The sequence below is a fragment of the Myroides injenensis M09-0166 genome, from assembly GCF_000246945.1.
In the GTDB taxonomy this organism is placed as follows: Bacteria; Bacteroidota; Bacteroidia; order Flavobacteriales; family Flavobacteriaceae; genus Flavobacterium; species Flavobacterium injenense.
On record NZ_BAEX01000044.1, the window covers coordinates 1 to 12,145 of the forward strand.

A 12,145-nucleotide genomic window follows, 5' to 3' on the forward strand; every position below is an offset into this window, starting at 1 on the left:
TTTTTTCTTATTTAAAATCTTCTTAATGAAAAATATAGGATGTCATACTCAGTGAACCACCAACAAACTTATCATTAAATATCGTTATTTGATCATTGCTATTTGAAGCACCTAAGACATATAATAGAGGATAATAGTGATCTGGTGTTGGTACTGCCAAGTGTGTAGCTTCTCCCATTAATCGATAATTAATCAACGATTTATTATCTCGCTCCAAAACACTTCGAGTAATAAGAGAATTACTCTCTTTTGCCCAATCATACCCGTAATTATCTTCTGTTATCCTAGCCCAATCTACTTGTCGTAAATTATGGACTATATTACCACTACCTATAATAAGAACTCCTTTATTTCTCAATGCAGCTATCTCTTGACCTATTTTATAATGAAAATCTCCTGATTGGTAATAATCAATACTAAGTTGAATAACAGGAATATTTGCATCGGGATACATCCGTCTTAAAATAGACCAGCTACCGTGATCTAATCCCCATTCTAAATCTTCATGAACATCAGTAGAAGTGATTAAATGTTGCGTTTCTACAGCCAAATTAGGCGCACCATCACAAGGATATTGCACATCGAATAATTCTTGTGGAAACCCACCAAAATCATGGATAGTTATTGGCTGCTCTGCAGCTGTTACAAAAGTCCCTCTGGTTAACCAATGCGCAGACACAACCACAATAGCCCTTGGCTTAGGTAAACTTTGCCCTAGTCGCTCCCAATACCTTGAAAACTCATTATTCTCAATAGCATTCATTGGAGATCCATGACCAATAAACAGAACAGGCATTCTATAGCCTGTATTGTCATGCTTGAGTAAGTCATTAATTGCATTATTAACCTGATGAACCATATTCAATATAAATTATTCTGCTAGTATTTTTTTAATGTCTCTATTATCACCATAGACCACCATAATATCACCTTTATTAAGTACAGTATCATAATTAGCAATTCCTTGTACATCGTGTACTTTTTTATGAGATCCTAAGAAACTCTTTTCCTCTCTTACTTTTAGCGTAGTAAGGACTACAAGATTATAGTTTGTTCTAAATGCTATTTCACCAATAGTACGCCCCGCAAAACGATCAGATACTGTAATCTCTACAATACTATATCGTCCATTAATCTCATATGAATCTACTACCCCTTTTATACAAAGTTTTTTCGCCCAACGTTCCGCTGTTTCTTCTTCAGGATGTACTATTTCATCTACCCCTATTGCTTGTAAAACATTTTCATGCAAAGGTGTAATAGCGCGACTAATTAATCGCTTAGCATTCAAGTTTTTTAATACTGCAGTAGTCATAATATTTGCCCCTTGATCCTCACCTATTGCTACAATTACAATATCTGTATTAGCAAGAGGAAGCCCAGCCATTATATACTGATCAGTAGAATCTAAACAGATAGTATGTGAAATCTTGTCTTTATAAGAATCGACTCTAGCCATATTCTTATCAATACCAATAACTTCATTTCCTTGTTCAGTCAATTTTTGTGCTAATGAGGCACCGAAATTTCCCAAACCTATGATTATATATTTCATATTCTATTTGTTAGATTAATTGATTAATATTTCTTCTTTTGGATAACTATAATTATTGAATTTATCTTTTCTAGTCATTGCAATCAAGATAGTTAACATACTTACCCTTCCTATAAACATTACTAATATAATTGTAACTTTACTAGGATCAGTTAATTTACCCGTAATACCTGCACTTAGTCCAGCGGTACTATAAGCAGAGAAAGCTTCGTAAGCCAAGTGAATTAAATTCATTTTAGGTTCAAAATAAGACAATGCAAAGATAGCTACTCCAATTACAAATAATGATAGCATTATAATTGCAAAGGCACGTTGAACTGACACATCATCTATTTGTCTTCTATAAACTTCAATCTTTGATTTCCCTTTTGCTAATGTCCATACATTGAGAAGTGCAATGGCAAATGTACTAGTCTTAATCCCTCCTCCCGTTGATATTGGCGAAGCTCCAATCCACATTAAAAGCATGATTAACAAGAAGGTTGAAATACTAAAAAGACCTCCATCAACTGTGGCAAATCCCGCTGTCCTAGGCGAAGTAGCAGTAAAAAACGCTGTTATTACTTTACCAATTCCTTCGTGTTCAGCTAATGCGCTATCTTTTTCAAATACATATATTAATAAAGTACCTCCTACGATTAAAATACCTGTAGTAATTAATATAATACGTGTACTCAAATTAATAACCCTAGGTACATATAGACTTTCTTCTTTGAAACTAAAAGGGAGTAATCTATTTACAATCAAATGTTTTACATACATATAAATATTAAAAACAATTGGAAAACCAAGACCACCAAGTATAAATAATCCTGCTATTATCAAATGTAATGGATAATTATAGCGATATTCAATCGTATAAAGGTTATCTGGGAGGGTAGAAAACCCAGCATTACAAAAAGCAGACACCCCATGAAAAATAGAGAAAAATACTCTATCGAACAAAGAATTAAATTCTTGATGTCTTATAGTAATAAAAATTCCTATCATTCCTAAAAATTGAATGATTCCAGATATGATTATAATGCGTTTTAGAGTAGCAAATACATCTCCTAATTTATCTATAGAAGACATATTTTTCATAACTAATTGATTGCCATATGAGGTCTTACCTCTAAAGAAGTAACTAAAGTAACTAGCAATAGTCATGATTCCCAATCCACCACATTCCATTAAGAATATCATGACAGTCTTCCCAAATAAGGTAAACTCAGTCCCTATATCCACAGTAGATAACCCTGTCACACATACAGAACTGGTAGCTGTAAATAAGGCATCTATATATCGAAGGCTACCTGGTGTAATAGTTGCCTTGGGAAATGAGAGCATAAATGCTCCTATAAATATGATTAATAAAAAACTAGCAATAAAAAGCTGTGCTGGATTTAATCTTGTTTTATTAAGATTTAACTGGAGCATTGAAAACTCTCTTACTAACATTAAGAATACAGCAAAGAATATCACTGCATTACTGTCGTAGAAGTGAGTTACTTGCTCTGAGTTCCAGCGAAAAACTATTAAGAGCAGGAATAAAATAACACTAAAAATATCGAAGACTCTTACCCCAATACTATTGTGATGATCTTTATCTATATATCTACTAATGATAGTAAGCATACCTATAGACAAACAAACAATATAAATATTGTTTAATGTTACTTGATAATCATTTAGTGTATTAAATCCTAAATCATATAATAAAATAAAAAGTGTTAGAAAACTTATTGCAAAAGGCAATCTAAGCAGAATTTGCTTAATTTTAATGATAACACTATCTCTGAATCGATATAATGGCATTTAATTATAATACTAGTTCTACAAAGAGTTTTTCAAATTCATCTTCCATATTTAAAGCTAGACCTGGGTGAGGCCTAGAAGTCTGAATACACGAACTTTTAACAGCACTTAACCATCTAAATCGCTCAGATACTTCAAGCGTTGAAATAGGATTATTACATTTCTGTCCATTTGCAATTTGCTCAAATGCTTTTGCATACTTCACTAGAGTGCTGTAATCTACTTCGCTTTCGAAGCTTTTTATTTTCTCTTCATTCAAATAAACTCTAGATAATAGCATTCTTTTTGACTTGCTAAATAACAATAATCCGATATTTATAAATTCCTCTCGCTCTACTTTAGGAACAAAACGAATTACTGCATACTCATACACTTGCATCTCTCAGTTTTTTAGCTTCATTTACAAAAATATCTGAATTCTCCAGTCGCTTCATTAAAAAAGCTAGATAAATATCTCTTATCTCTTGTGGAGAAAGATCACTTTCCTCCCACTCTAGCCATGTATCTGGTAATTGATTTACTATTTCAGCTAATACCTCTGGCGTTAATACTTTTTTGAACTCATCATTAACCTGATCTAATTTACTAGCTTGCGGTAGCAATACATGATCCTTAATAAAACTAAAAGGTGTCAAAGCACTTTTCTCCCAATTAGTAAAAGAATGATGAAAGTAAAAAGAAGCACCATGATCAATCAGCCATAACTCTTTATGCCAAATAAGCATATTAGTATTCCTAAACGTTCTATCTACATTTGTAATAAAAGCATCTAGCCATACAATCTTTGAGGCTAATAAAGAATAGATATCCTCTGCTGCAGGATCAAATGTCAACGCCCCTGATAAGAAATGCAAAGCGAGATTTAATCCCTTACTAAACTGCAACAAGTCTTGTATCTCTTCGTCAGCTTCTGTACGACCAAACTCTTCTCCTAGTTCTGCAAATACCAGTTCAGGTACTAATAGACCTAATTTATCAGCAATCAATCCTCCTAATAGTTCAGCAATTAAAGCTTTCACTCCATGACCAGCACCTCTAAACTTTAATACATACTTAAAACCGTCATTTGCCTCTGCTAAAGCAGGCAAAGACCCTCCTTCTCGCAAAGGTGTGATATAGCGTGTAACCGTTACTGTCCTAAGTGGCAGAGTATTACTCATTCTTCTATTATTTAAATAAAACTAAGCTACAATATTAACTAAAAAACTCCCAGAGAAAAAAGAAAGCTCGTTAAAGTTTTTAAACAACTACAATAATGATACCTTTTTACCAAATTAAATAAGAAAAGGCTATTCCATTTTCAGAAATAGCCTTTTCTTAAGTTTTTTAACCTGATAGTTTTAATATCGCCTAACTATTTTTCAATAGTTCCTTATTTATTTTACAACTCTCATCATGTGCTCCTGGCAAATACCCTGTACTCATCAAGAATTCATTTACTATCTCTCCTCCTACAAACTTAAAGTGCTTCTTAAACAGTTTTACCGCTTGCTCTATAGATTCAAAATTCTGAATAGCCAACCATTCTTTAAATGATCCATACTCTTTCTGTAATGCGATAATACTATTAGCATTATATATAGCTGCGTTAATCTTGAGCTTATTTCTAATAATACCAGCATCACTTAAGAGTTCTTCTATTTTATCATCTTGATAGTGCGCTACTTTTTGAATATCAAAATTGTCAAATGCTTTTCGGAAGTTATCTCTTTTCTTTAAAATAGTTGTCCAACTTAAACCAGCTTGATTGATCTCAAGAACTAAGCGCTCAAATAATTCATTATCATCCTCTAATGGGAAACCATATTCATAATCATGATAATATTTATTAGGGTTATCTGTTCCCTCTTCTAATGCATTTACAAATTCACAATAAGACATTAGATTACCTGTATTTTAGCATCTGACAAAACTTTTTTAAAGCTATCCTTAGAAGCTTGTGTCTTTAAACCAAAAACATCTCGATTCTTACCGTTTGTAAGTTTAATAGTAGCTTTAGTAGCCAATAACCTTGGCATCTTCACAAACTTAATTGAGGTCTTATCTATTTTATCGATTGCTGTATTTTTAAAAAAGCTCTTAAAACACAAATAAGCAAATACTGCAGCAATAATACAAAATACATAATCCATTTCTCTTGGTTGATTCCAGTTTGCTAAGTATAGCTTAAGTATTGCCATAATTAAAATAAGAGAAGACATAATTCTTGACGATTGCAACCTTCCCTTATAGTTATCATTAATTTCTAATTGTTTACTCTCTTTATTATATGATATCATAAATCTTATTGTTTTCTATTTTTTCTAAGTCACACTTATATTGACCTAGTTTATTTTAGCATTGAAAAACAAATCTAAGAATTATAAACTAATAAAATACCCAATAAATTGTTAGTATTTATAGCAATCTAACTGTAGGTTTCAAGAATTTTATCTATTGCTTTTTGAAATATAAATAAGACTTTCCACTTATCTGAGATCCTTTTGAATAATTAGATATTTCATCTTCAAGTCTTAAGTAGCCAGCCTGAAAACCAATTTCTAAATCTCCTCTGAAATGAACTTTATAATCTATAATAGATTCTTTTCCTGGATATTGTTCTTTTTCCGTTTCAGTTAGTGGTCTGTTATACTCATCGATTACATCGACATTAATTATTCCAGCAGACTTTAATTGAATATCTTTAATTATTCGTGGGTATTCCCAGATCAGCTTACATTCCTTCTTATTATTTGTTTGCTCCAAATTATAATTCCCATAAGTCATAGAGACTAATTCCTTACTTTCAGATTTATTTACATTAAGGAAATCATTTTTTTTTGCAAGAAGTGTCTTCCTGACTAATGATACCCACTTTCTGATCACCTATCTTATTACCTACATACTGATATTTACCAGCGGCTAATTCACTCAAATCTTTCAAAGGTGTATATTCTTGCGAAAAGATTGGATCAACATTTTCATTCTTATTATCATCACTAGAACATGATATTAAGCTCCCTATCATTAGAAAAGAAAGAATTACTTTTTTCATAAATTACGTTTTGTTAATTAATTGTTAATCCAAATTTAGAAAAAAGATTTATATATGCAACAAAAAAAGCCCATACTTATAAAATATGGGCTTTTACTATCGAATTAAGTATCTCTACTTATACGTGTAATGATCTATTGTCAGTTGCTGCTAATGCTGCTTCTTTGATAGCTTCTGCAAAAGTAGGGTGAGCATGAGACATTCTAGCTAAATCTTCAGCCGATGCTCTGTATTCCATTGCTACAACTGCTTCTGCAATTAAGTCTGCTGCACGAGCTCCTACCATATGTATACCTAAAATCTCATCTGTATTTTTATCAGCTAATATTTTAACGAATCCATCTGTATCTGCACTTGCTCTAGCTCTACCTAAAGCTTTAAATGGGAAACTACCAGCTTTATACTCTACACCAGCTTCTTTTAATTGTTCTTCTGTTTTTCCAACAGACGCAACCTCTGGCCATGTGTAAACTACACCTGGGATCAAGTTATAATCAATATGTGGTTTTTGTCCTGCTAAATATTCAGCAACTAATACTCCTTCTTCTTCTGATTTGTGAGCTAACATTGCTCCACGGATAACATCACCAATTGCATAGATATTAGGAGTTGTAGTTTGTAAATGATCGTTTACTTCAATTTGTCCTCTCTCATTTACTTTAACACCAGCTTTATCTAAATCTAACCCTTGTGTGTAAGGACGACGACCTACAGCCACTAAAGCATAATCTCCTTCTAATGTTACAAGTTCTCCTTTTTTATCTTCAGCAGTAACTTTTACTAAATCTCCAACTCTTTCTACTCCTTGTACTTTATGAGATGTATAGAATTTAACACCTTGTTTTTTAAGCACTTTAGTCAACTCTTTAGAAACAGCTCCATCCATTGTAGGTAAAATACGATCTGCATATTCTACAACGCTTACTTGCGATCCTAATCTTAAATAAACTTGACCTAATTCAAGTCCAATAACTCCTCCTCCAATAATGATAAGGTGTTTTGGTATCTCAGGTAATTTTAAAGCTTCTGTTGAAGTAATGATTCTTTCTTTATCTAATGTAATGAATGGCAATGTAGATGGTTTTGACCCTGTAGCAATAATTGTATTTTTTGCTTCAATTGTCTCAACTGATCCATCGTTTTTAGTTACATTAATTGTAGTTGCATTTTCAAACGATCCAACACCTTCAAATACAGTGATCTTGTTTTTATCCATCAAGTATTTTACTCCCGCACAAGTTTGATCTACTACAGCTTGTTTGCGTTCAATCATCTTCGCTAAATCAATTTTAGCTTCTCCTTGAAGTTCAATACCATGATCAGCAAAATGTTTCATCTCTTCAACGTGATGAGTCGATGATAATAATGCTTTTGATGGAATACAACCTACGTTTAAGCAAGTTCCTCCTAATGTAGAGTATTTCTCTATAATAGCAGTTTTAAATCCTAATTGTGCACAACGAATAGCAGACACATATCCTCCAGGTCCTGAACCAATTACAACTACGTCAAATGAATTCATAATATTTTTTATTATTTGTTGTTTATATACGAAATACAAAGTTACGATTTTTATATAAGTTTAGTAAAACTTATACCGAAACTTTGTTAATTAATAATCTTCCTTTTTCTCTTTATGACAATACTCTTAAAGCTCCTTTTAAAACTTCAATTTTGAATGTATTTGTTTCATATTCATAATATTCACCATCCATCTGAATCCCATTTATACTGTGATCTGGAATTTCAACCATTATCTCACTTGCTTGAAAATAATCTGTTTTTCTAAACTTCTCTGTTTTCTTAAGCAAAACATACAACCCAAAGGTCAATTGTTTTAATAAATTTATTTTAGGAACCATTAGATAATCAATCAATCCATCTGTCAAACTAGCTTTTGGCGTTAGCGACATATTGTATCCCATTTCATTACTATTAGAAATGAACAATAACAGAGGGTTAACCTCCTTTGTCTCACCGTTTGCAGTTACGCGCATTCTTTTAGCTTGATATTGCTGTGCAGAATTTAAAGCTGCTTTTATATATGCTCCTAATTTGCGCTTACCAGATTTTTCATAATTATCGATAATTGTGGCATCAATACCAAAGCCCATATTACTAAAAAAGTAATCACCATTTACTGCACCTACATCCATCTTAACTTCTTCTCCATCTCTCACTTTCAATATTGCTTGTTCAATATCTTTAGGAATTGATAAATTAGATGCTAATCCATTTCCTGAACCAACTGGCACTACGCCAAACAATATATCTTTTCCTACTAATTCAGTAGCAACCTCATGTATAGTTCCGTCTCCTCCACAAGCTACCACAATATTCGCTCCACTCTCAATTGCTTGTTGTGTTAATTTTACAGCATGTTTTTTGTAAGTTGAATAAGAAAGAGCTACATCATAGTTCTTTTCATCAAAAAAACCTTTAACATATTCTAATGTAATATTGTGTTTTCCCTTACCTGAAATTGGATTTACTATAAAATGAATTTTAACCATAAAATATCAATAGACCTTACCTAAAGGTTTTTAATTTAAATATTGTGAACACAAATATACAAAGGCTTTTTTAAAGGAATTGCCTAAAAATTTATAATAAAAAGCAAGACACTTTACTAAAGATGGAAACTATAGAATACAAAAAAGAGCCAACCTAAGTTGACCCTTATATTAGATTGTAGGACCTTCCCACTCTGTGATACCTCCTAATAAATTAAAAGTATTCTCAAAACCAAGTTGTTCCATTAATAAACAAGCTTGATTACTTCTTCCTCCTGCTTTACAGTAAACGAAGTAATGCTTAGATTTATCAAGTTTTTCAACATCATCCAAGAAACCTTGTCCTCTATAAATATCAATATTAATTGAATTTGGTATAGCTTTTTCTTCTACTTCTTCCTCTGTACGAACGTCAAGTATAACAGCATCAGGATTTTCTTGATATTGTTCCCACCACTGTTCTTGTGATAAATTCATCATGATTATTGTTGTTTTTGTGTTACGTTGTCAAATATAAAGCATATACATGGGACAAAGAATACTTTTTATCAAAAAAATAACGCTTTTATAATAGGTATTTCTTTATTTTGTAATCTAAACAAAAAGAAATGTCATCACATCATATAGTTAGAGATGATCAAGAGCCTGCCTTGATTATTGCAAATGGCGCTAGTTGTAGCGACGAACTTTTAGGACAGTTATTAGAATGGTCGCCACTTGTAGTAGTTCTTGATTCAGCAATAGAACGCGTACTAGAATTAGGTATTAAAGTAGATGTTCTTATCGGAGATTTTGATAGAGACTTTGATCCATATTATTATGCCGAACAACAATATCCTATGGAAGTAGTACATATCTCAGATCAAGATAGCACTGATTTAGAAAAAGCATTTAACTATTTAGTAGAGCGAAATATTCCGGCTGCCAATGTAGTTTGGGCTACTGGTAAGCGTGCAGACCATACTATTACTAATATTACTAATATCGTTCGATATAAAGATAAACTTAAAATAGTAGTCTTAGATGATTATTCAAAAATCTATCGAATTCCTAATCAATTCAAAAAATGGTATGAAAAAGATACTATAATATCATTAATTCCAGTGGGAACAGTTACTGGAATAGTCTCTACAAATCTACTATATCCACTTAATAATGAAAGCCTAACTATAGGCTATCGCACAGGAAGTAGTAATTCAGTATCAGAGGATGGGATTGTTTCTATCACTTATGACCAAGGAGATTTATTAATGATGGAATGTCACGATTAATCTTACAAAACCTTTACAATATAAAAAGCCAGACTTTTCAGTCTGGCTTTAAAAAAAAATCTATTTAATCTAAATATTATTTTCCTAAGAAAATTTGGAAACCAAATGCAATACCTAATCCATTTTGAGAAGAAGCATTTGCTTGGTTTGATTTACTATAGTTATATCCTACAATAGCTTCTAAAGCTACGTTACGACTCACGAAGTGAGAGTAACCAGCATTGATTGCGAATGCAAAAGAAGTATCACTTTCTCCTGCAATATCAGCTCCAGAAATACCAATACTTCCTTGTCCAAAGAAACGTCCAGTTTCGCTAGCCCCTTCTGGGAAATAATAACGAGCAAATGGCATTACTTTATAATTCCAAACATTGTCTCCGTCTTTTACAGTCTGTAATCCAGCACCTAACTCAAGACCTACAGCAATACCATCAGAAATAAAGTATCCAGCTCTTGGCGAAATATTAATATTAAAACTTTCTTCTTCAAAACTGTATCCAGTAGATCCTAAAGCACCCCCTACAATCCAGTTACCTTGTTTGATTGGAGTAGTTCCAACTTTTGCAGATAACTGAGGAGTATCAATTTTTTGTGCATTTGCACTTACTAAACCTCCTACTAATAAAGCAGCTAATAATGTAATTTTTTTCATAATTCAAAATGTTAATTAGATTTAATCACACTTCTCTTTTTTCTAGCGTGTAATCAAATTTACAAAAAAAATAAAAATTTAAAACTATTTTTTTTCTTTTGATAAATTAAACAATCGTTTTCTAAGAGTATTAAAGTCCTCATTCGTAAAAATCATACTTTTTACTAAAAACTCTCTTGCCTCTTCTATTTCAATATTTTCAAAGTACTTGAACCAACTATCAGTACTCAATATTTCTTTTATTTTAGAAATCCTCTTTCCTGTTTCTTCTGCAGTTCTAAATACTGTGTCAACGTCATTAAGACAACCCTTGTGCTGAAAAGTCACATAATTATCTTCTTTATTATAAATGATAGCGTATAAACGCTCATTTTCATTATTGGGAAAAAAGTCAGACCACTTCGCATATCCTAAGTAATAGCCATTGCCATTTTTATTATTTGACAACAAACGCCATCTACAGTTAGCCGCTCTGCCCCAATGATTTGAGTATCGCGCTACTCCTTCTTCGTCAAAGTAATATTGACTTCCCGCTTTGCTCTTATGGTTTGCTTTTTTTCCTTCTATAAATGAAAGAGGAATCTCTTTCCACTCACAAAAAGTATGTTTAAAAAAATTATTCTTATGGTATATTTTCATGTTATTTTCTAAAATTCTAATTCTTTTTCCGACTCTAAAATAGAAACTTTAGCCGTTTTTAATATTTTTTTAGCCGCTTCTAAACCGTCCTCTGAAATAGGCTTAGTTGCAAAATTCAGAAAATAAGTAGTAATACCAGCATCTGCTAAGTCTTTCGCTGTATAGTAAACACAAAACTCAGCTGCTAATCCGCAAACATATACTTCTGTTATATCTTTCTCTTTTAAGTATCCCAAAAGTCCAGTGCTGTTGCGTTTACCATTGTCAAATAAACCGCTATAGGAATCTACTTCTTTGTCCATTCCTTTTCTAAAAATGGCTTCTACTCTTCTACTATCCCATATATCAGTAAATTGTGCGCCTTTTGTCCCTTGTACACAATGATCTGGCCATAGGACTTGAGGTAACCCATTTAAATCTACTTCATCAAATACACTATTATTTGGGTGCTGACTTGCAAAACTTTTATGATCAAATGGATGCCAATCTTGAGTGGCTATAATGATATCGAATTTTGATTGTATAGTATTAATAACTTCTATAATCTGATCTCCATCTGCTACTGCTAAGCTTCCGCCAGGAAGAAAATCATTTTGTAAATCGACTACTAATAAAGCTTTCATATACTATCTTTTTATTAATGAATATTTATTTCTCACTTATTGACAAAAATAATGAAATACT

At 32.1% G+C, this 12,145-nt stretch carries 16 protein-coding genes; 1 reads left to right on the plus strand and 15 read right to left on the minus strand.

The genetic code is table 11. From position 1 onward, the window contains the following. Positions 1–22: 22 nt before the first annotated feature. From ygiD to RH98_RS08610, 12 genes are all read right to left on the minus strand, one after another. The gene (gene ygiD, locus RH98_RS08560; protein WP_010253034.1) at positions 23–859 is read right to left on the minus strand and encodes a 4,5-DOPA-extradiol-dioxygenase; all 837 of its coding nucleotides are present in this window, start codon (positions 857–859) and stop codon (positions 23–25) included. 12 nt (positions 860–871) lie between these two features. Then, entirely contained in the window at positions 872–1,555 is a 684-nt protein-coding gene (locus RH98_RS08565; protein WP_010253036.1) for a potassium channel family protein, read from the minus strand. Positions 1,556–1,570: 15 nt separating this feature from the next. Next, positions 1,571–3,352 carry a TrkH family potassium uptake protein gene (locus RH98_RS08570; protein WP_010253039.1) on the minus strand — a complete coding sequence of 594 codons (1,782 nt, stop codon included), beginning with the start codon at positions 3,350–3,352 and terminating at the stop codon, positions 1,571–1,573. A gap of 4 nt (positions 3,353–3,356) precedes the next feature. Further along, positions 3,357–3,731 (minus strand): DUF3037 domain-containing protein, encoded by a 375-nt coding sequence (locus tag RH98_RS08575; RefSeq protein WP_010253042.1) that lies wholly within the window; start codon positions 3,729–3,731, stop codon positions 3,357–3,359. Continuing rightward, positions 3,718–4,512: a HipA family kinase gene (locus RH98_RS08580; RefSeq protein ID WP_010253045.1), complete on the minus strand. Its 795-nt coding sequence runs from the start codon at positions 4,510–4,512 to the stop codon at positions 3,718–3,720. Before RH98_RS08580 ends, RH98_RS08575 begins: the two co-directional genes overlap by 14 nt. Positions 4,513–4,702: 190 nt before the next feature. After that, positions 4,703–5,233 carry a DNA-3-methyladenine glycosylase I gene (locus RH98_RS08585; RefSeq protein WP_010253048.1) on the minus strand — a complete coding sequence of 177 codons (531 nt, stop codon included), beginning with the start codon at positions 5,231–5,233 and terminating at the stop codon, positions 4,703–4,705. Continuing rightward, positions 5,233–5,631 carry a hypothetical protein gene (locus RH98_RS08590; RefSeq protein ID WP_010253050.1) on the minus strand — a complete coding sequence of 133 codons (399 nt, stop codon included), beginning with the start codon at positions 5,629–5,631 and terminating at the stop codon, positions 5,233–5,235. The genes RH98_RS08585 and RH98_RS08590 overlap by 1 nt, the downstream gene beginning before the upstream one ends. Positions 5,632–5,785: 154 nt before the next feature. After that, positions 5,786–6,118, minus strand: a complete 333-nt coding sequence (locus RH98_RS15240; RefSeq protein WP_010253053.1) for a hypothetical protein — start codon at positions 6,116–6,118, stop codon at positions 5,786–5,788. Positions 6,119–6,161: 43 nt separating this feature from the next. Further along, positions 6,162–6,386, minus strand: a complete 225-nt coding sequence (locus RH98_RS15245) for a hypothetical protein (protein ID WP_010253057.1) — start codon at positions 6,384–6,386, stop codon at positions 6,162–6,164. Between the two features lie 118 nt (positions 6,387–6,504). Further along, the gene (gene lpdA / locus RH98_RS08600) at positions 6,505–7,908 is read right to left on the minus strand and encodes a dihydrolipoyl dehydrogenase (protein ID WP_010253060.1); all 1,404 of its coding nucleotides are present in this window, start codon (positions 7,906–7,908) and stop codon (positions 6,505–6,507) included. Between the two features lie 112 nt (positions 7,909–8,020). Beyond that, on the minus strand, positions 8,021–8,899 hold the full coding sequence (locus tag RH98_RS08605) for a diacylglycerol/lipid kinase family protein (protein WP_010253063.1): 879 nt from the start codon (positions 8,897–8,899) through the stop codon (positions 8,021–8,023). Positions 8,900–9,070: 171 nt separating this feature from the next. Continuing rightward, positions 9,071–9,379 (minus strand): rhodanese-like domain-containing protein, encoded by a 309-nt coding sequence (locus tag RH98_RS08610; RefSeq protein WP_010253065.1) that lies wholly within the window; start codon positions 9,377–9,379, stop codon positions 9,071–9,073. Positions 9,380–9,507: 128 nt separating this feature from the next. Here RH98_RS08610 and RH98_RS08615 point away from each other — a divergent pair, with 128 nt between their 5' ends. After that, complete coding sequence (locus RH98_RS08615) at positions 9,508–10,170, plus strand: thiamine diphosphokinase (protein WP_010253069.1); 663 nt, start codon at positions 9,508–9,510, stop codon at positions 10,168–10,170. Positions 10,171–10,246: 76 nt separating this feature from the next. On the opposite strand, the gene RH98_RS08620 is transcribed toward RH98_RS08615, so the two are convergent. The 3 genes from RH98_RS08620 to pncA all read right to left on the minus strand — a co-directional run bounded on the left by RH98_RS08620 (position 10,247) and on the right by pncA (position 12,084). Further along, positions 10,247–10,822: an outer membrane beta-barrel protein gene (locus RH98_RS08620; protein WP_010253072.1), complete on the minus strand. Its 576-nt coding sequence runs from the start codon at positions 10,820–10,822 to the stop codon at positions 10,247–10,249. 84 nt (positions 10,823–10,906) lie between these two features. Beyond that, entirely contained in the window at positions 10,907–11,461 is a 555-nt protein-coding gene (locus tag RH98_RS08625; protein ID WP_010253074.1) for a hypothetical protein, read from the minus strand. An 8-nt stretch (positions 11,462–11,469) separates the two neighbouring features. Then, a complete protein-coding gene (gene pncA, locus RH98_RS08630; protein WP_010253076.1) occupies positions 11,470–12,084 on the minus strand; it encodes a bifunctional nicotinamidase/pyrazinamidase in 615 nt (204 codons plus the stop codon). Positions 12,085–12,145: the final 61 nt, after the last annotated feature.